This is a genomic window from Hymenobacter properus (genome assembly GCF_015694735.1).
In the GTDB taxonomy this organism is placed as follows: domain Bacteria; phylum Bacteroidota; class Bacteroidia; order Cytophagales; family Hymenobacteraceae; genus Hymenobacter; species Hymenobacter properus.
Genome location: NZ_JADQDP010000003.1, coordinates 760,509 through 781,431, shown reverse-complemented (window position 1 = coordinate 781,431; position 20,923 = coordinate 760,509). Strand labels below are relative to the sequence as shown.

Genomic DNA, 20,923 nt, shown 5'->3' with positions numbered 1-20,923 from the left:
GCTTCAGCCGCATCGGCCTACTTTTGCGGGCATGAACCCAGCAGCAGAACCCGCACAACTAAAAGATATCGTGGCCCACGCCAAGGAATACGGTTTCGTGTTCCAGTCCTCGGAAATCTACGACGGCCTGGCCGCCGTGTACGACTACGGCCCCAACGGCGTGGAGCTCAAAAACAACCTCAAGCGCCTGTGGTGGGATGCCATGACCCAGCTGCACGGCAACGTGGTGGGCCTCGACGCCGCCATTTTCATGGACCCGCGCACCTGGGAAGCCAGCGGCCACGTGGCTGGCTTCAACGACCCCATGATTGACAACCTCGACAGCAAGAAGCGCTACCGCGCCGACGTGCTGCTCGAAGAAAAAGCCGCCGAGTACGAGAAGGCCGGCGACCCCGCCCGCGGTGCCGCCCTCACGGCCGAAATGGGCCGCTTGCTCACGGAAAACGACCTGGCTGGCGTGCGCCAACTCATCATCGACGAAGACATCAAGTGCGCCGTATCGGGCACCGGCAAGTGGACCGAGGTGCGCCAGTTCAACCTGATGTTTTCCACCCAAGGCTCGGCCGTGGACGGCGACGCGCCGCCCGTGTACCTGCGCCCCGAAACGGCCCAGGGCATCTTTGTGAACTTCCTGAACGTGCAGAAATCGGCCCGCATGAAAGTGCCGTTCGGCATAGCCCAGATTGGCAAGGCCTTCCGGAACGAGATTGTGGCCCGCCAGTTCATCTTCCGGATGCGGGAGTTTGAGCAGATGGAGATGCAGTTCTTCGTGCGTCCTGGCACCGAAGGCGAGTGGTACGACACCTGGAAGGCCGCCCGCCGCCGTTTCCACGAGGCCATTGGTCTGCCCGCCGCCAAGCTGCGCTTCCACGACCACGACAAGCTGGCCCACTACGCCAAGGCCGCCGTCGATATCGAGTTTGAATTCCCCTTCGGCTTCAAGGAAATCGAGGGCATTCACTCCCGTTCCGACTTCGACCTGACCCAGCACCAGAACCTGAGCCGCAAAAAGCAGCAGTACTTCGACGCCGACATCGACCCCGCCACCGGCAAAGCTTACGGCAACTACGTGCCCTTCGTAGTGGAAACTTCGGTGGGCGCCGACCGCCTGTTCCTGGCTACGCTCTGCAACGCCTACCAGGAAGAAACCATAACCGAAGGCGAGGGCGAAGCCCAGCAAACCAAAACCCGCACGTTCCTGAAGCTGCACCCGGCCCTGGCCCCGGTGAAGGCCGCCATCTTCCCGCTGGTGCGCAAAGACGGCATGCCCGAAAAGGCCCAGGAAATCTTCGACGCGCTGAAGTACGACTTCCGCCTGGTGCTGGAAGAGCGCGACGCCATCGGCAAGCGCTACACCCGCCAGGACCTCATCGGTACGCCCTTCTGCATCGTGGTGGACGGCCAGACGCTGGAGGATAATACCGTGACCGTGCGCCACCGCGACTCGCGCGAGCAAACCCGCATGGCCATTTCGGAGCTGCGCCAGTACATCGGCGAGGCAGTGAGCCCGCGCCGAATTTTTGAGCAGCTGGCGTAAAAGGCGAACGGAATAAAAAAGTTCAACTAAAATTCATTTGAACTAGCCTGAGCCAGTGAATCCGGTAAGCTTATTGCTTGCCGGATTCACTGGCTTTTTTCATCCTTTTCCTTTTTTATGCATTTGAAAACTACCTTACAGTTGGGGCTGCTACTGGCTTCACTGCCTGCCGCGGCGGGAACCCCAGCGCCCGTGGGCCCGCCCCCGTCTAGCGCCATCGAGTTTGTGGCCAACCGGAACCAATGGGAAAAACCCGTCCTGTTTGCCGCCGACGTGGCGGCCGGCCGCCTCTACATGGAGCACGCCCGCCTGCTGCACGTGCTCTACGACAGCAAGAAGGCCGACGAACTGCATCACAGCCCGACCAAGCCTTCGGGCAAGGAACACATTCAGGGCCACGCCTACTCTACCACGTTTGTAGGCGCCAACACGCAGGCCGCGGTGAGCGGCGAAGCGAGGCAGCCCGGTTATAACAACTACTTTTTGGGGAATGACAAGAGCCGCTGGGCCAGTAACGTGCCCACCTACGGTGAGGTACGCTACCAGGCGCTTTATCCCGGCATCGACCTGCATTTTTACAGCAAAGAGCAGGCTCTGGAGTACGACTTTGAAGTAGGCGTCGGGGCCGATGCCGGCCGCATTGCCCTGCGCTATGACGGCCAGGCCAAGCTGCAGATAGTAAAAGGCGCGCTGAACATTGGCACCACGGTGGGCACGGTGGTGGAGCAGCGCCCCTATGCCTACCAGCTGGTGGACGGCAGGCGCCAGCGGGTAGCCTGCGAGTACGTGCTGGCCACCAAAAACACGGTGAAATTTGTGCTGCCGGAGGGCTACAACCGCGCCCTGCCCCTGGTGATTGACCCGGTGCTGGTATACTCCACCTACACGGGCTCCACGGCGAGCAACTACGGCTACACGGCCACTTACGACTCGCTGGGCAACCTCTACGCCGGGGGCGACGTGCACAGCGCCGGTTACCCCACCAGCGTGGGCGCCTACGATGCCACCTTCAACTCGGGCGGCATCGACATGGGCATCATCAAATACAACCCGGCGGCGGCCACGGGGCCGGCCAGCAAGGTGTACGCCACCTACATCGGCGGCAGCGGCAGCGACTGGCCGCACAGCATGGTGGTGGACCGCAACAACAACCTGATTGTGCTGGGCACCACCAACTCTGGCAACTACCCCACCACCACCGGGGCATACGATACGAGCCTGGGCGGAACCGACATTGTGCTTACCAAGCTTAACGCAGCCGGCTCGGGGCTGGTGGGCTCCACGTTTTTGGGCGGCAGTGGTGTTGACGGCCAGATTAGCAGGAGCAATACAGCACTCTGGGTAAACTATGGCGATGAATACCGCGGCGACGTGACGGTTGACCGGAACGGCAGCATCTTCATAGCCTCGATGACGTCGTCGACGAACTTCCCGGTTACCAGCGCTATTTTTCAGTCGACGAGCGGCGGCGGGGTGAGCGATGGCGTGGTGTGCAAGCTTAACGCCACGCTCACCAATCTTATTTGGAGCACCTACTTGGGCGGTTCCGGGGCCGACGCGGCCTACTCGGTGCAGCTCGACAGCGTGAACAACGTGTTTGTGGGCGGCGGCACGTCCAGCCCCAACTTTCCGGGCGTGCAGGCCGGCTTCCGAAGCACCTACCATGGCGGCACGGCCGACGGCTTTGTGTCGCGCATCTCGGCGGCCGGCGATGACCTGGTGCAGAGCACTTATTTGGGAACTTCCGCTTACGACCAGGTGCACTTTGTACAGCTTAACCGAAACGGCGAAGTGTACGCTTTTGGCCAAACGGAGGGAGTTTATCCGGTTTCAGCGGGGGTTTATGCCAACCCGGGAAGCCGCCAATACATTCAAAAACTCAATGCCCGACTGACTTCAGGTATTTTCTCAACCGTTATCGGCAACGGGGCTAGCGCTTCACCCTGCTTGTCGCCTACGGCCTTCCTGGTCGATAACTGCGGGCAAATCCTATTCTCGGGCTGGACGCCCCAAAGCAACATGCCCACCACTTCCAACGCCATCCTGGGTGCGATAAGTGGGGGCACTTCTTCGACGACCATCAGCCCTTCGGGCTATTTCTACCTTGGGCAGCTATCGGCCAATGCCCAAACGCTAGTGTATGGGACGTATTTTGGCAATGGAAGCTGCCATGTGGATGGCGGCACCTCGCGTTTCGATAAGCGCGGCATCATCTATCAATCGATGTGCGTGGGCAGCGGCACGCCGGTACTGACCACCCCTAACGCCTTATCAGCCAATAATTCGAGCTCTTGGAATAATGTGGCGTTTAAGATGGACGTGCTGCAGCTAAGCGCCAACTTCGTGCCTGCCCTCACTGCCACCAGCTCCATCCGGCAGGCCAGCTTGTGCGCCCCGGCCACGTTCTACTTCAACCGGCCGGCCGCCACGGGCACCAGCACCCTCTGGAACTTCGGCAACGGCCAAACCTCTACGCAGGCCAACAACGCCACCACCACCTACACCCAGCCCGGCCGCTACCCCGTGCGCCTCACGGTGTTTGACGTGAACAACTGCCTGCAAAGTGTGACTGCCGTAGATACCGTGACGGTGTATGCCGTGCCGCAGCCGCGCGTGGCCCCGGCCAGTCGCCAAACCATTTGCATCAATTCATCCATCACGCTTTCGGCCACCAACCTGGCCCCAGTCATGCCCAACGTCACCTACACCTGGACGGCGCCGGGCCAGCCCACCCTCACGGGTGCCAGCGTGACGGTGCAGCCCACCACCACCACCCGCTACACCGTGACGGCTACCTCCCCGGCCGGCTTGGGCAGCTGCGCGGGCACCGATACGGTGACCGTGCGCGTGATTCCGCGCCTGGTGGTATCGGCAGGGCCGCCCCGCACCATCTGCCCCGGCACCGCTACCACCCTCTCCGTGGCTGACGCCGGCCCCGGCGCCACCTACACCTGGACGGCGTCCGGCCAGCCCACCCTCACAGGCCGCAGCATCACGATGAGCCCCACGGCCAGCGTGCGCTACCTGGTGCGTGTGGTGAGCGTCACGGGCTGCGTAGGCCGCGACTCGGTGCAGTTCACCATTCCGTTGGCGCCTGTGCTGGCCGCCACTGCCAGCGCCCCCAACCTGGTGGGCAAGCCGGTGATGTTCACCACCACCACCGGGGCCACCAACTACCGCTGGGACTTTGGCGACAACTCGCCCACTTCGACCGAAGTGAACCCCTCGCACATATACGCCACGGCCAACCCCCAACCCGGCTACCAGGCCCGCCTGACGGCCATTTACGGCCCGGGCTGCGAGGCGTCGCTTTTGGTGCCCGTGCCCGTGCGCGGCTTCGACCTGCCCAATATCATCACGCCCAACGGCGACCAGCAAAACGACACGTTCCGCCCGTTTGTGACCACGGAGAAGGTGAACATTCAAATTTTCAACCGTTGGGGCCGCAAGGTGTTCGAGCAAGCCAACTACACCGACGGCTGGGGCGCCGATGCCGAACTTGCGCCCGGCGTGTACTACTACCGCCTCGTGAGTGCCACCGGCGAAAGTTGGAAAGGATGGGTTGAAGTCGTGAAATAACCCGTTTCATGCTACCCTGATTGCCATACCGCTCCCGGCCTTCGCCGGGAGCGGTTTTGTTTTTGGGCCTGCGCTTCTGGCCTTGAAAGCGGCCCGCGTTGCGCGTACGTAACTTTGCCTCTTTAGCAGGATATTATGTGGGAACAACTTGCCGTCTTTATCATCCGGTTTCGCCTGTCGCTGGTGGCGGTGCTGGCCGCCATCACCGTCTTCATGGCCTACAAGGCCAAGGACGTGGAAATGACCTACGACTTTGCCCAGGTGGTGAGCGAACAGGACCCCGACATGGTGTATTTTCGGCAGTTCAAGCGCACGTTTGGCGAGGATGGTAATGTGCTGGTTATCGGCCTGCAGGATAGTTCCATCTACAAGCTGGGCAACTTCAATGAGTTCCGTCAGCTGACCGATACGCTGGCCAAGGTGCAGGGCGTGAGCGGCGTGCTCAGCGTGAGCAAGCTGCTCAACATCAGCAAGGACACGTCCAGCAACAGCTTCAAGGCGGCGCCCATCTTCCGCAACCCGCCTCACTCGCAGGCGGAACTCGACAGCCTGATGCGGGTGGTGAACAGCGTGGAGTTCTACAAGGGCCAGCTCATCAGCCCCAGCACCGGGGCCACGCTACTGGCCCTCACGATGGACCCGAAATACCTGAACTCCTCAAAGCGGCAGGCGGTGATGAACAACATCCTGGGCTTTGCGGCGCAGTTTGAGAAGAAAACCAACATCAAGCTGCACTACGCCGGTCTTCCCTACGTGCGTTCCACCATGACGAGCAAAGTGGCCGGGGAGATGAAATTCTTCACCATTCTGGCCATGATTGTGACCGGGATTACGCTGCTGGTGTTCTTCCGTACATGGTCGGCGGTGTTGTTTCCGCTCATTGTGGTGGGCGTCACGGTTATCTGGTGCATCGGCTCGATTGTGCTGCTAGGCTTCAAAATCAACCTGCTTACCGGGTTGATTCCCAGTATCATCATCGTTATCGGCATCCCGAACTGCACCTACCTACTCTCGCGCTACCACTACGACTACCGCAAATCCGGCAACCAGATGCTGGCCATGACGCGGGTAATCCGCAAAATCGGCCTCGTCACGCTAATGAACAACACGACCACGGCCGTGGGCTTCATCGTGTTTGCCTTCACGGATATCGCCATTCTCTACCAGTTTGGTTTGGTGGCCACCATCAACATTTTCGCGGCCTTCGTCATCAGCTTCATCCTGATTCCGGCCGTGTTCACCTACCTGCCGCCGCCCACGCCCAAGCAGCTGGAGCACCTCGACGCCGCGCCACTTACCAAGCTCCTGGAGTTTTTCGACCACCTCGTGCTGGAGCGCCGGCCCACCGTCTATATCGCGGCGCTGGTGATGGTGGCGGGCGCGGCCATCGGCATCTCGCGCATCGAGGCCGTGTCGTACATGGTGGATGATTTGCCCAAGAAAAGCTCGGTGAACTCCGATTTGGCCTTCTTCGAGAGTCATTTCCACGGCGTGATGCCGCTGGAATTTGAGGTGGACACCCACAAGAAAAAAGGCCTGTTCAAGCTGAAAAACCTGGAGAAAATAGACCAGTTTGAGAAGTTCCTACGCACGCAGCCGGAGCTGTCGCCACCCGTGAGCTTGGTTACGTTTCTTAAGGCCAGCACCCAGGCCTTCTACAATGGCAATCCAGAATTCTACCGCCTGCCCGATAACTCAGAAAAGAACTTCATCCTCAGCGCCCTGGCCAATTCCGGCAACTCCGCCGGCGGCGCGGGCATGAACAGCAAGCTGCTGCGCTCCTTCGCCGACAGCACCAGCCAGAAAGCCCGCATCAGCCTGAAAATCGCGGACATCGGTTCCCAGAACCTGGACACGCTGATGAACACGAAAATTATTCCGGAGATGAACCGCATCTTCAAAGGAACGGGCATGGACATTCGGCCCACGGGCACGACCATCATCTTCACCAAGGGCAACGAATACGTCATTCATACCCTGCGCGACAGCCTATTCATGGCCTTCGGGCTGGTGGGGCTGGTGGTGCTCATCCTGTTCCGCTCGTTCAAAACGGTGCTTTTTGCGCTCATCCCCAATGCCGTCACGCTGATTCTCACGGCCGGCATCATGGGCTATTTCAACATCGCCCTCAAGCCCAGCACGGCCTTGATTTTCGTGATTGCACTGGGCATCGACGGCGATAATTCTATTCACCTGCTAGCCAAATTCCGCCAGGAAATGGCCCTGAACGGTGGCCGGGTGCGCGAAGCTGTTTCGGTGACGCTGAGCGAGGCCGGTACCAGCATGATATACACGAGCATCGTGTTATTCGTGGGTTTCAGCATCTTCGCCTTCAGTGAGTTCGGCGGCACGAAGGCCTTGGGAATGCTCATGTCGGCTTCGTTGTTGATAACGAACTTCTCGAACCTGATTCTGTTGCCTTCGCTGCTGGTGACGTTTGAGCACGGCAAGGGTGACACGGATACCAACGCCCTCATTCGGCACTACGATGAGTCGTACCACGAGGAGGACGATGATATCGACCTGAACCTTAAAGAAATGCATAAAGCCTCTGATTACGAAGGCGATTACTCTATCTAAAGCTTAACAAAACAGAACGTCATGCTGAGCGCAGCCGAAGCATCTCGCGTGCAGCAGTAATCGAGGCGATTGCAACGAAGCGAGCGAGATGTTTCGGCTGCGCTCAGCATGACGTTCTAAAGAATTGATAACAACCCAATTCATGAAATACCCCGAATACAAGCAGCCGCTCAATTACGGCCAGGTGGGCGAGGAAATCCTCGCCTGGTGGAAGGAGCACGGCATCTTTGAGAAGAGCGTGAGCAGCCGCGAAGGCCAGCCCACGTTCGTGTTTTACGAAGGCCCGCCCTCGGCCAACGGCGCGCCCGGCATCCACCACGTGATGGCGCGTACGGTGAAGGACATCTTCTGCCGCTACCAGACGTTGCTGGGTAAGCAAGTGCCCCGCAAGGGCGGCTGGGACACCCACGGCCTGCCCATTGAGCTGCAGGTGGAGAAGGAGTTGGGCATCACGAAGGAGGACATCGGCAAGAAAATCAGCGTTGAGGAATACAACCAGCGCTGCCGCGAAACCGTCATGCGCTTCAAGGCACAGTGGGACGACCTGACCGAGAAAATGGGCTACTGGGTCGACCTCGACGACCCCTACGTGACCTTCGAGCCGGAGTACATCGAAAGCTGCTGGGCGCTGCTCAAGAAGCTTTACGACAAGGGCTTGCTGTACAAGGGCTACACCATTCAGCCGTACTCGCCGGCGGCCGGCACCGGCCTCAGCTCGCACGAGCTGAACCAGCCCGGCACCTACCGCGACGTGAAGGACACGACGGTGGTGGCGCAGTTTAAGGTGAAGCACACGGAGGTTTCGGAGAAGCTGTTTGCCCTGGCCGACGGCCTGCCCGTGTTTATCGCGGCCTGGACCACCACGCCCTGGACTCTGCCGGCCAACACCGGCCTGGCCGTGGGTAAGAACATCCGCTACGCGGTGGTACGCACCTTCAATCCTTATACCTATGAGCCCCAAGTGGTGGTGCTGGCCAAGGATTTGGTGGGCCGCTACTTCACCGAAAAAGGCGCGCAAGCTGCCCTGGAAGATTACCAGGCCGGCGACAAAGTGCTGCCCTGGCGTCAACTGGCCGAGTTCACTGGCGCTGAGTTGGTGGGCATCAGCTACGAGCGTCTGTTCGGCACCGAGAATGGCTTCCCGGCCTTCGAAGGGGAGGAGCGGGCTTTCCGCGTCATCCCCGGCGACTTCGTGACCACAGAGGACGGCACGGGCATCGTGCATATCTCGCCCACCTTCGGCGCCGATGACTTCCGGGTAGCCCAGCAAAACGACATCCCCGCCCTGATGGTGATGGACGACCAGGGCAAGCTGAGCCCCATCGTGGACCGTACCGGCCGCTACGTAGCTCAAATGGGCGAATTTGGCAGCCGTTGGGTGAAAAACTACGACGGCCACGACGACACCGCCGCCGACTACCGCACCCTCGACGTGGACATCAGCGTGCGCCTGAAGGAGCGCAGCCGGGCCCTGAAAGTGGAGAAGTATGAGCATACCTACCCGCACTGCTGGCGCACCGATAAGCCCGTGCTTTACTACCCGCTCGATTCCTGGTTTATCAAGACCACGGCGGTGAAAGACCGGCTCATCGAGCTCAACAAAACCATCAACTGGAAGCCCGAAAGCACCGGCACCGGCCGCTTCGGCAACTGGCTCGAAAACCTGGTGGACTGGAACCTGAGCCGCTCGCGCTACTGGGGCACGCCGCTGCCCATCTGGCGCACCCAGGACGGCACCGAGGAGCTGTGCATCGGCAGCATCGAGCAGCTGAAAGCGGAGATTGACAAGGCCGTGGCGGCCGAAATCATGACCCATAACCCCTACGCCAACGGCGAAAAAGTGGACCTGCACCGGCCCTACGTGGACGATATTTTCCTCGTTTCGCCCAGCGGCCAGCCCATGTACCGCGAGCCCGACCTCATCGACGTGTGGTTCGACAGCGGCGCCATGCCCTACGCGCAGTGGCATTACCCCATCGAAAACGAGGCGAAATTCCAGCAGAATTTCCCCGCCGATTTCATTGCCGAAGGCGTGGACCAAACCCGCGGCTGGTTCTTCACGCTGCACGCGCTGGCCGTGATGCTGGAAGACTCCGTGGCCTTCAAAAACGTGATGGCCAACGGCTTGGTGCTCGACAAAAACGGCAACAAGATGAGCAAGCGCCTCGGCAACGCCGTCGACCCGTTTGCCACCATCAAGCAGTTTGGCCCCGATGCCACCCGCTGGTACATGATTGCCAACGCGCCACCGTGGGACAACCTCAAGTTCGACCCCGCCGGCGTGACCGAGGTGCAGCGCCGCTTCTTCGGCACGCTGTTCAACACGTACTCGTTTTATGCGCTGTACGCGAATCTGGACGAGTTTCAGACCAGCGAATTCGACCGCGTGCCGCTGGCCGAGTTGAGCGAGCTGGACCGCTGGGTGCTGAGCAAGCTGCAGTCGCTGATTGTGGAAGTGCGTGGGTATCTGGATGCTTACGACCCCACGAAGGCCGCCCGCGCCATCCAGGATTTCGTGACGGACCAGCTTTCGAACTGGTACGTGCGCCTCTCGCGCCGCCGTTTCTGGAAGGGCGAGCTGACCCAGGACAAGCGCGCCGCCTTCGAAACCCTGCAGGAATGCCTGGTGGTGGTGGCGCAGCTGATGTCGCCCATCGCGCCGTTTTTCGGCGAGTGGCTCTACAAGAACATGACCGACGGCATGCGCGCCGAGGCCGTGGCCAAAAACACGCCCCTGGCCCCGGAATCGGTGCACCTGACGCTGCTGGTGGAGGCCGACCTCGCTCGCATCGACCAGAAGCTGGAGGAGCGCATGGAGCTGGCCCAGCGCATCAGTTCGCTGGCCCACTCGCTGCGCAAAAAGTCGGTGCTGAAGGTGCGCCAGCCCCTGCAGCGCATCCTGGTGCCGGTGCTGAACGACACGACTAAGGAGCAAGTGGGCCTCGTTGAGGACCTGATTTGCGCCGAAATCAACGTGAAGCACATCGAATTCCTCGACGACGAAAGCGGCGTGCTGGTGAAGTCGGTGAAGCCCAATTTCAAGCGCCTCGGCCAGCAATACGGCCCGCGCCTGAAGGCCGTGGGTGCCCGCATTCAGCAGATGACGGCCGCCGAAATCTCGAAGCTGGAGAAGGAGGGAAGCCTCGCCGTGGAGGTCGACGGCCAGCCCATCACCCTGGCCCCGGACGATGTGGAAATCCGCACCGACGACCTGCCCGGCTGGCTCGTGGCCACCGACGGCCCCCTCACCGTGGCCCTCGACGTGACCCTGACCGACGAGCTGCGCCAGGAAGGCCTCGCCCGCGAGCTGGTGAACCGCCTGCAGAACCTGCGCAAAGACTCGGGCCTGGAAGTGCAGGACAAAATCCGCGTCACGTTGGCAGACCAACAGCCCGAGCTCACGGCCGCCGTGGCCGCGTTCGGCGACTACATCCGCACCGAAACACAAGCCCTCGCGCTCGACTTTGCGGCCGACGTGAACGGCGGCTCGGTGCTCGAATTTGATGACTACTCCGTGCCGGTTCGGCTGGAGGTCGCAACTGCCTGATGCTGAACGACTCGCCGGGGGCCCGAAACCCCGGCGAGTCCTCGGCCGCACAAACACTCAATAAGCTCGTCTTTGGTCGCACAAAACCTCAGACAATCAGTTGTAAAAGGTACAAAATAACGGTAATAAATCAGGCCGTCGTTTTCGCCGCTTTTGGCACCGTCTGAATGCACCCAACCCTCACCACTCGCCAGCAATCCGCGGCTAAATTCTTCCTGCTGGCGCTGTTCGTCATTGCCATCGACCAGCTCTCGAAGTGGGCCGTGCACACCTACATGCAGCCCGGCATGGCGGGCGAAATCCCGCTCATCGGCCACTGGGCCAAGCTGCACTACACGCTAAACCCCGGCATGGCCTTCGGCGCCGAGCTGCCTGCGCCGTATGGGAAGCTGGTTCTCAGTGGGTTCCGCTTGCTGGCCGTGTTTGGCCTGAGCTACTACATTATCCGCCTTTGCAAGCAGCGCGCCGCCGGCGGCTACATCGCCTGCATGGCCCTCATCCTCGGCGGCGCCGTCGGCAACCTGATTGACTCGGTTTTCTACGGCATCATCTACGACAACGCCCCGTTTGGCTCGCCCACGCGCTGGTTCTACGGCCAGGTCATTGACATGCTCTACGTGGACATCTACGAAGGCTTTTTGCCCCAGAATTGGCCGCTGATAGGAGGGAAGTACGTGTCGCTCTGGCCCATCTTCAACATCGCCGATTCCTCTATTTTCATCGGCGTAGCCTTGATTTTGCTCAATCAGAGCCGTTTTTTCAAGCAGGATGAGCCTGTGGCTGTAAATGAGAAACAGAGCGAGCCCTTAGTAGCTCCGGACTCGGAGAACCTGGGGTAGCGTGCTGTAGCGTGGACTCTGCGAGTCCGCGCAGGGTAGGGGACGCCCAGACGTCAACCTCACCCCCTGACCTCCTCTCCAAAAAAGAGGGGGCATCGGTTCGGGAAAAGAGTCAAAAACGAAAGAGCCCGGCGCGTTACGTCGGGCTTTTTTACGTCCCAAAATTCGTTAGAAGCAATGCTGGTGCCCCCTCTTTTTTGGAGAGGGGGGCAGGGGGTGAGGTTAATGCAGAAGCCGATTCCGTGCAAACGCACCGTTCTTTGCAGCTTCATCCCGCCTGCAATGCACCCAACCCTGACAACCCGCCAGCATTCCGCCGCCAAATTCTTCCTGCTGGCCCTGTTTATCATCGTGCTCGACCAGCTTTCGAAATGGGCCGTGCACACCTACATGCAGCCCGGTTCGGCCGGCGAAATCCCCGTGCTCGGCCAGTTTGCGAAGCTGAATTATACCCTGAACCCCGGCATGGCCTTCGGTGCGCAGCTGCCCGCGCCCTACGGCAAGCTGGTGCTCACGGCTTTCCGCAGCCTCGCCGTAGTGGGTTTGGTGTACTACATCATCCGCCTGTGCCGCCAGCGCGTGGCCGCCGGCTACATCGCCTGCATGGCCCTGATTCTGGGCGGCGCCGTGGGCAACCTCATCGACTCGATTTTCTACGGCGTACTCTACAATAATGCCCCGGTAGGCTCGCCCACGCGCTGGTTCTACGGCCAGGTCATCGACATGATTTACGTGCCGCTGTACGTGGGCTATTTCCCCAAATCCTGGCCTCTCATCGGAGGCTCCTACAGCAACGGCTTCCCTATCTTCAACATCGCCGATTCTTCCATCTTCATCGGCGTGGTGTTAATTCTGCTCAACCAGAGCCGCTTTTTCAACGAATCGCAGCCGTCAGCCGCCCCGCACCCCGAAAGCGCGCCCTTAGTCGCTCCAGACGCGGAGAAGCTGGCGTAGCAGGGGAGAGGCATGGCTCTAGGGCTTTAGAACGTCATGCTGAGCGCAGTCGAAGCATCTCTACCGCTTCGTTAAATTAGTAAACATGATAATCATTCCAATGAGTTTACAAAAAGTCACTGTCTATGCTGATGGTAGTACCGAACCTGAAGTAGCGTCGGGCACTCCGATAATTCTAATTCAGAATGGTGAGGTAGAAGTAGGTAGGCTCGTTCTAGAAGAGGATGATTATGGTAGCAATTCTATTGAGCATCCTTCGAATTCTGAAGATTTGAAAAGAGAAGCTTTTGATGCTGTCAGAAAAGAGCCTGCGCTATTAGTATCAGAGAAAGCAGTAATTGTAGTTTGTCCACAGAGCCTTTCGTCTAAAATGATTTGGTGAAATTGATAAAATACGGCCGTGCACGTCTACATCCTGACAAATCCGACCCAAACTACCCTGTACATCGGCGTCACCAATGACCTCACGCGGCGACTCTACGAGCACAGCACTGGTAGGGGAGATGCCGAGAAATTTACTGGCCGATATCAAATTGATTTGCTGGTTTACTTCGAAACGCTACCCGATGCTACACAGGCTATTGCTCGTGAAAATCAATTGAAAGGCTGGACACGCCGGAAGAAAGACGCGCTGATTACTGCATTTAATCCGACTTGGAAAGCCATTGATTTAGATACTTGGGAAGGCTGAACCCAACGAAGCGGTAGAGATGCTTCGACTGCGCTCAGCATGACGTTCTTTTTTGGCCGTTCTTGCATACCAAACTGCCCAAAACCGCCCCTAAAGCTGCCCTAATTCCCCTCCGTGCCCAACCCGCTGCTCTCCGTCCGCGACCTCACCATTGATTTCTCCAGCCACCGCGGCGACGTGCGGGCCGTCGATGGCGTGTCGTTTGAGCTGCATCGGGGCGAGACGCTGGCCATTGTGGGCGAGTCGGGCTCGGGCAAGTCCGTCACGTCGCTGGCGCTGCTGGGGCTCATTCCGATGCCTCCTGGGCGCATTGCCAGCGGCGAGGCCATCTTCCAATCCGAAAAGCTGGGCCAAACCGACCTGCTGAAGCTCGCCGAAGCCGACCTGCGCCAGGTGCGCGGCAACGACATCGGCATGATTTTCCAGGAGCCGATGACCTCGCTGAACCCCGTGTATACTTGCGGCAGCCAGGTAGTGGAAGCCCTGCGCCTCCACACCGACCTCAGCGAAGCCGCCGCCAAGGCCCGCACCATCGAGCTGTTCACTGAGGCCCAACTGCCGCGCCCCGAAAGCATCTTCGGCAGCTACCCGCACGAAATTTCGGGCGGCCAGAAGCAGCGCGTCATGATTGCCATGGCTATGGCCTGCCGCCCGGCCCTGCTCATCGCCGACGAGCCCACCACGGCCCTCGACGTGACGGTGCAGGCCCGCATGCTGCGCCTCATCGACGACCTGCGCCGCCAGCACAACACGGCCGTGCTCTTCATCACCCACGACCTCGGCGTGGTGGCCGAAATCGCCGACCGCATTCTGGTGATGTACCGGGGCCGGGTCGTGGAACAGGGGAGGGTGCTGGATATTTTTTCAAATCCGCAACATCCGTACACAAAAGGGCTGTTGGCGTGCCGTCCGCGCCTCTCGGTGGGCAAAAAACGCCTGCCCGTGGTGGCCGATTTCATGCGGGAAGACGCCAGCGGGCAATTATTGTCCCAGCCCGAGCCCGTGCTTCCGCTCGAAAATGAGGCGCTTACGGATTCCTCACCCGAAATCGAGGCCCAGCAGTTACGGGATAATTCTGAAACCACCAAAACGTTCCCCGTGGAACATGGCGTTTTGGGGGATGTTCCACGCCCTGCCGAGCTTTCTTCGGCACCCGTTCCCGAGCCTGCAGCGGCCCCTGCGCCCAATGCCTCGGAGCCACTGCTTCAGGTGCAAAACCTCCAGGTCTACTTCCCGCTTCGCAAGGGCTTCTTCCGCCGCGCCACCGATTACGTGCGGGCCGTCGACAACGTCAGCTTCACGCTTTACCCCGGGGAAACCATCGGCCTTGTGGGCGAGTCGGGCTGCGGCAAGACCACGCTGGGCCGGGCCTTGCTCCGCCTCACGGAACCAACGGCGGGCAGCATCCTGTTTGAAGGGACCGATTTGGCGAAGCTGTCGAGCGGGGAGTTGCGCCGCCGTCGGCGCGATTTGCAGCTGGTGTTTCAGGACCCCTACGCCGCCCTCAACCCCATGCTAACCGTGGGCGAGGCCATCTGGGAGCCGATGCGCGTGCACAACGTGGGCGGCACCCGCCAGCAGCAAAAGGCGAAAGTGCTGGAGCTGCTGCGCACCGTGGGGCTGCGCGAGGAGCATTTCCAGCGCTACCCGCACGAGTTCAGCGGCGGGCAGCGGCAGCGCATCTGCATTGCCCGGGCGCTGGCCTTGCAGCCCAAATTGATTGTCTGCGACGAGTCGGTCTCGGCCCTCGACGTCTCGGTGCAGGCGCAGGTCCTGAACCTGCTCAACGACCTCAAACGCGAGTTCGGCATCACCTATCTTTTCATCACGCACGACCTGTCCGTGGCCCGGTTTATGAGCGACCGGCTGCTGGTCATGCACCAGGGCCGCATCGTGGAAAGCGGCCCGGCGGCGGCCATCTACGCCGCTCCCCAACACGAGTATACCCAAGGCCTGCTAGCCGCCATCCCCAAGGACAGCCTGGCCGACATCGAAGCCGCCGTAGCCAGCCGGGCGTAGCTCAAGCGTGGACTCTGCGAGTCCGCGCTTGAGCGAACGTTCTACTAGGTGCGGACTCGCAGAGTCCACGCTACGGCCCACGCGCTACTCCGCGCCGGCCTCCTACCTTGCGCCGCCAGAAGCTGCCGCAGCAGCTCCCGGTTCTGGCTGCTGCCAGGCTTGGCGCTACCCCGCGCGGGCTCCCAAAGCCTGCACCATAACCTCCCGGCCCGGCCCGCGTTTCATAAAGCGGCGCGGCCCAGCCAGCCAATCCATTTCCGCTCTCGCCGCCTGCGACCAATCAACTTTTCGGCGGCCACTTTTTACCCAAATGAATACCCCCGAAAACTCCCGGGCTCCCCGCGCCAAGCGCGAAAAGCCCGAACCCGCGGCCATCACCCAGGACCAGGTCCTGCGCGTCTTCGCCGACAACCCCACCAAGGTGATGGCCTACCGCCAGCTTTCGCGCCGCCTCGGCGTGACGACCAAGGGCCAGCGCGAGGAGATATTTGCCCACATCAAGGTGCTGCGCAAAAACGGCCTCATTACGCTGCTCCAAAACGACGAATACCGCCTCGCCGATACCGACGCCGTGGCGGCGGCCCTGATGCCGTCCAGCGCCAAAAAAGGCGGTAAAAAAGGTGGGTCGGCCGTGACGCCGCCTCGCAACCTTTCGGTGCAGGCCCAGTTCGGGCAAGACCCCATTGTGCACCGCCGCCGCTCGGCCGGCTTCGACTATGTCGATGGTGACGACCGCCCCGGGCGCGCGCCCTCCAACACCATCATCGGCACCGTCGATTTGGCCACACCCAACTTCGCCTTTGTGGTGCCCGAGGGCAACGACAACGCCGACGATATCCGCGTGTTCACCGACCAACTGAAGTTTGCCTTGCAGGGCGACGTGGTGCGGGTGCGCCTACGTAGCGGCTCTCGCGACGGCCGTCCCATGGGCGACGTGGTGGAAGTCCTCAAGCGGGTGCGTCCAGAAATCGTAGGGCGCCTGCAGGTGCAGGGTACGCTCGGCTTCGTGAAGGCCGACAACCGCAAGGTGTACTTCGACGTGTTCGTGCCGCCGCATCTGCTGCACGATGCCCGCACCGGCGACAAGGTGCTGGTCCGCATCAACGAGTTTCCGGAGGACTCGCACCGGCAGCCGGTGGGCGAGGTGGTACGCAACTTTGGGCAGGCCGGCGGCAACGAAGCCGAGATAAACGCCATCATGGCCGAGTTCGGTTTGCCCTTCGAATTCCCTTCGGAAGTGGAGGAAGAATCGGAGGCCATTAGCGAGGTGATTGCCGAAGACGAGATTGCCCGGCGCCGCGACTTCCGCAACATCACCACCTTCACCATCGACCCCGCCGACGCCAAAGATTTCGACGATGCCCTCAGCATCCGGCAGCTCGAAAACGGGCACTGGGAAGTGGGCGTGCACATCGCCGACGTCACCCATTACGTGCGCCCCGGCACCGAGCTGGAGCGCGAGGGCAAGCACCGCGCCACCTCGGTGTACCTCGTCGACCGCGTGATTCCGATGCTTCCCGAGCGCCTCTCCAATGGCCTCTGCTCGCTGCGTCCCAACGAGGACAAGCTGACCTTCTCGGCCGTGTTTGAGCTCGACGAAAACGGCAAGCTCTACGAGTCGTGGTTCGGCAAAACCATCATTCACTCCGACCGCCGCTTCAGCTACGAGGAGGCGCAGGAGCGCATCGAAAGCAAGGAGGGCGACTACGCTGTGGAGATAAATGTGCTTAACGACATGGCGCATAAAATCTGCGCCCAACGCTTCAAGCAGGGCGCCATCACCTTCGAAACCCAGGAGGTGAAGTTCCGACTCGATGAAAATGGCAAGCCGCTCGGCGTGTACGTGAAGGAGCGCAAGGATGCCCACAAGATGATTGAGGAGTTCATGCTGCTGGCCAACCGCAAGGTGGCCGAGTTCGTGTTCAACCTCAAAAAGACCAAGCCGCGCTTCACCATGGTGTACCGCGTGCACGAAGCCCCCGAGCCCGAGCGCCTGCAAACCTTCGCCCTCTTCGCCCAGAAATTCGGCTACAAGCTGAAGCTCGACAACCCGAAAAAAATCAGCACCGAGCTCAACAACCTCAGCTCCGAAGTGGTGGGTAAGCCCGAGCAAAACGTGCTGCAGGGCCTGGCCATCCGGACCATGGCGAAGGCCATTTACACCACCGAGCCCTTAGGCCACTTCGGTCTCGCGTTCGCCCACTATTCGCACTTCACCTCGCCCATCCGCCGCTACCCGGATATGATGGCGCACCGCCTGCTGGAGCACTACCTGGAGGGCGGCAAGAACGTGCCGGCCGAGCCCGTGGAAGAAGAGTGCAAGCACTCCTCGGCCCGCGAGAAACTGGCCGCGAACGCCGAGCGCGCCAGCATCAAGTTCAAGCAGGTCGAGTTCATGGTGGACGAAATCGGCAACGTGTTTAAAGGCGTGGTGTCGGGCCTCACCGAGCGCGGCATGTACATCGAAATTGAGGAGAACAAGTGCGAAGGCATGGTGCGCCTTTCCGACATTCCCGGCGACGAGTTCGAGCTCGACAAGGACAACTACCGCATTGTGGGCCGCCGAACCAAGCGCATCATCCAGTTCGGCGACGAGATGGAAGTAGTCGTAAAATCCGCCAACCTCCTCGACCGCACCATCGACTTCGAGCTGGTAGATGACCGTCCCGACTTCGTGAAAAACCGTGAAGCTGCCGAGCGCAAGCAGCGCAGCAGCGAGCCCCGCGGCTACCGCGACTACAGCGGCGGCAAGGGCCACAGCAAGGGTGGCCACAAGGGCAAGCGTCGGTAGGACCCGCCTGTCATTGCGAGGCCGTAGGCCGCAGCAATCCGTCCTCTCAGCTGCAACCAGCCCTGAGGCGTGACAACGCCGTTTAATGTTTCGAAGCCCCGGCTCTACACCAGAGCTGGGGCTTTTTTGTTGTGGGCCCTAAAGGCCGCTTATTACATCAGTAAGCTGGTCGCTAGGAGAGGACGGATTGCCGCGGCCTGCGGCCTCGCAACGACAGATACCATCCAATCCAACCCGCCACCACTATGCCAGCCGCCCCCGTTCTTTGCACCACCTATGACCCCAGCCGACTTTCCCGCTAACATCACCGCCGCCCTCGCCCAGCTCGACTACGGGCAGGCCCCTGATACTCTCTACGCCCCTATTCGCTACATCATGGGCCTCGGCGGCAAGCGCATCCGGCCGCTGCTTACACTGCTCGGCGCCCACCTCTTCACCGACGACCTTAGCGGCGTCTTGAAGCCCGCCCTTGCTACTGAAGTCTTCCACAACTTCACCCTGCTCCACGACGACCTGATGGACCAAGCGCCCCTGCGCCGCGGTCAGGCCACCGTGCACGAAAAGTGGAACCCCAACGTCGCCATTCTCTCCGGCGACGTGATGCTGGTGCGGGCCTACGAACTGTTCCTTGACGTGCCGCCCGCACTGCTCCCGCGCATCCTCGCCCGCTTCAGCCAGACGGCTGCCGAGGTGTGCGAAGGCCAGCAGTGGGACATGAATTTCGAGACCGAGCCCCAGGTCAGCATCGCCCAATACTTGGATATGATTCGCCTGAAAACGGCCGTCCTCCTCGGCTTCTGCCTGGAGCTGGGCGCACGTTTGGCTGGCGCTTCGGACGAGGATGCCGAGCACCTCCGTCAGTTCGGTACCGATATCGGCCTGGCCTTCCAGCTGCGCGACGACCTGCTCGACGTGTACGGCGACGCTGCCACCTTTGGCAAGCGCGTGGGTGGCGACATCATCTCCGACAAGAAAACCTTCCTCCTGCTCTCCGCCCAGGCCCAGGCCAGCCCCGCCCAGCAAGCCATCCTGGCCCGCCACATCGGCCAGCCCGTGGCCGACGCCGATGCCAAGGTGCAAGCCGTCCGCGCCATCTACGACGAACTCGAAATTCGCTCTCAGACGGAGGCTCTCATCAACTCCTACTTCCAGGATGCGCTGCAGCATTTGGAGCGCGTAGCCGCGCCCAATGAGCGCAAGCAGCCCCTGCATCACCTCGCGCTCCAGCTCATGGACCGCGAAAGCTAAATCGCCGTGCTCAATCCCATTCTGATTCTCATCGGCCTCACGGTCGCCATCTCCGCCTACGCCTGGTCGAAACAGGAGCTGATGGATTCCTGGATAATGGACCCCTATCGCATGGCCCGTTCCCCGGGCCAATGGTACCGCCTGCTTTCCTCGGGCTTTCTGCATGCTGACTGGGCGCATTTGCTCTTCAACATGTTTGCCTTCTACTCGTTTGCTCCCCTCGTGCTAGGTGCCTTGTCCGATGGCTACGGCCCAGGGCTCGGCATTGGGCTGTTTCTGCTGCTCTACTTGGGCGGCATCGTTCTCTCCGATTTGCCCACCTACTTCCGCCACCGCGACGACCGGGGCTACCGCAGCCTTGGGGCGTCGGGCGGGGTATCGTCGGTGCTCTTTGCCAGCATCGTGCTCATGCCGGTTGCACCCGCCGGGCAGGGCATCATCATCTTCCCCATTCCCTTCCCCATTCAGCCTTTCCTGTTTGGTTTCCTCTACCTCGGCTATTCCTACTACATGGCCCGCCGCCGCGCCGACAACGTGAACCACGACGCCCATTTTTATGGCGCTCTGTATGGCGTGGTGCTGCTGTTAGCTCTAATGCCGGCCGCCGGTCCGGCCTTCTTTCAGCAAATCAGCCTGTTCTTAAAGTCAAAGCTCTGATTGTCAATACAATAAATAAGACAATCTGCTTTTCTATATCTATTTGCAGAGCATTGCGTAATGATGGGCAAGTTCATTCTTTCACTTTCCTTTCTTTCACAATGAATACCCTTCGCCACTTCGCTTCTCGCCTGCCCCTCACGGCCCTGTTGCTTCCCCTGATGCTCCTGGCCACCTCCTGCAGCCGTTTCAATGCCGATGGCAGCCTGGCTACGTGGGGCTACGTTTTGCTTGCTCTCGACATCCTTGCCCTGCTCGATGTGTTCCGCCAGCCCTGGACTATTGGCAAAAAGATTCTCTGGGCTGTTATCATCTTCCTCTTCCCCTTTGGCGGCCTCATCATCTACTACCTCTTCGCCGGCCGTGGCAAGTCCAACACGGGCGTTATGTAAGGGATTTGCCTTTGCTCGATAGCATGCAACAAAAAAGCCTGTCGCAATCAGCGACAGGCTTTTTTGTATCTAATTCTCAACGGATGCTG

The 20,923-nt window shown here is 60.5% G+C and carries 13 protein-coding genes; all 13 read left to right on the top strand.

The window, feature by feature from the left end; genetic code table 11:
- The first annotated feature begins 31 nt into the window (after nucleotides 1–31).
- The 13 genes from I2I01_RS15235 to I2I01_RS15175 all read left to right on the top strand — a co-directional run bounded on the left by I2I01_RS15235 (nucleotide 32) and on the right by I2I01_RS15175 (nucleotide 20,834).
- Nucleotides 32–1,537: a glycine--tRNA ligase gene (locus tag I2I01_RS15235; protein ID WP_196287330.1), complete on the top strand. Its 1,506-nt coding sequence runs from the start codon at nucleotides 32–34 to the stop codon at nucleotides 1,535–1,537.
- 123 nt (nucleotides 1,538–1,660) lie between these two features.
- On the top strand, nucleotides 1,661–5,116 hold the full coding sequence (locus I2I01_RS15230) for a DUF7948 domain-containing protein (protein WP_196287329.1): 3,456 nt from the start codon (nucleotides 1,661–1,663) through the stop codon (nucleotides 5,114–5,116).
- A 135-nt stretch (nucleotides 5,117–5,251) separates the two neighbouring features.
- The gene (locus I2I01_RS15225; RefSeq protein ID WP_196287328.1) at nucleotides 5,252–7,696 is read left to right on the top strand and encodes an efflux RND transporter permease subunit; all 2,445 of its coding nucleotides are present in this window, start codon (nucleotides 5,252–5,254) and stop codon (nucleotides 7,694–7,696) included.
- Between the two features lie 142 nt (nucleotides 7,697–7,838).
- Nucleotides 7,839–11,243, top strand: coding sequence for an isoleucine--tRNA ligase (gene ileS / locus I2I01_RS15220; protein ID WP_196287327.1), 3,405 nt, complete (start codon nucleotides 7,839–7,841; stop codon nucleotides 11,241–11,243).
- A gap of 167 nt (nucleotides 11,244–11,410) precedes the next feature.
- The gene (locus I2I01_RS15215) at nucleotides 11,411–12,082 is read left to right on the top strand and encodes a lipoprotein signal peptidase (RefSeq protein WP_196287326.1); all 672 of its coding nucleotides are present in this window, start codon (nucleotides 11,411–11,413) and stop codon (nucleotides 12,080–12,082) included.
- A 282-nt stretch (nucleotides 12,083–12,364) separates the two neighbouring features.
- On the top strand, nucleotides 12,365–13,036 hold the full coding sequence (locus I2I01_RS15210; RefSeq protein WP_196287325.1) for a lipoprotein signal peptidase: 672 nt from the start codon (nucleotides 12,365–12,367) through the stop codon (nucleotides 13,034–13,036).
- 85 nt (nucleotides 13,037–13,121) lie between these two features.
- The gene (locus I2I01_RS15205) at nucleotides 13,122–13,418 is read left to right on the top strand and encodes a hypothetical protein (protein ID WP_196287324.1); all 297 of its coding nucleotides are present in this window, start codon (nucleotides 13,122–13,124) and stop codon (nucleotides 13,416–13,418) included.
- 18 nt (nucleotides 13,419–13,436) lie between these two features.
- On the top strand, nucleotides 13,437–13,727 hold the full coding sequence (locus I2I01_RS15200) for a GIY-YIG nuclease family protein (protein WP_196287323.1): 291 nt from the start codon (nucleotides 13,437–13,439) through the stop codon (nucleotides 13,725–13,727).
- Nucleotides 13,728–13,841: 114 nt separating this feature from the next.
- Nucleotides 13,842–15,746, top strand: a complete 1,905-nt coding sequence (locus I2I01_RS15195; protein ID WP_196287322.1) for an ABC transporter ATP-binding protein — start codon at nucleotides 13,842–13,844, stop codon at nucleotides 15,744–15,746.
- A 310-nt stretch (nucleotides 15,747–16,056) separates the two neighbouring features.
- Nucleotides 16,057–18,537: a ribonuclease R gene (gene rnr / locus I2I01_RS15190; protein ID WP_211537971.1), complete on the top strand. Its 2,481-nt coding sequence runs from the start codon at nucleotides 16,057–16,059 to the stop codon at nucleotides 18,535–18,537.
- 276 nt (nucleotides 18,538–18,813) lie between these two features.
- Nucleotides 18,814–19,785: a polyprenyl synthetase family protein gene (locus I2I01_RS15185; RefSeq protein WP_196287321.1), complete on the top strand. Its 972-nt coding sequence runs from the start codon at nucleotides 18,814–18,816 to the stop codon at nucleotides 19,783–19,785.
- A gap of 6 nt (nucleotides 19,786–19,791) precedes the next feature.
- A complete protein-coding gene (locus I2I01_RS15180; protein WP_211537970.1) occupies nucleotides 19,792–20,442 on the top strand; it encodes a rhomboid family intramembrane serine protease in 651 nt (216 codons plus the stop codon).
- Between the two features lie 101 nt (nucleotides 20,443–20,543).
- Nucleotides 20,544–20,834 (top strand): PLD nuclease N-terminal domain-containing protein, encoded by a 291-nt coding sequence (locus tag I2I01_RS15175; RefSeq protein ID WP_196287320.1) that lies wholly within the window; start codon nucleotides 20,544–20,546, stop codon nucleotides 20,832–20,834.
- The last annotated feature ends 89 nt before the right edge of the window (nucleotides 20,835–20,923 follow it).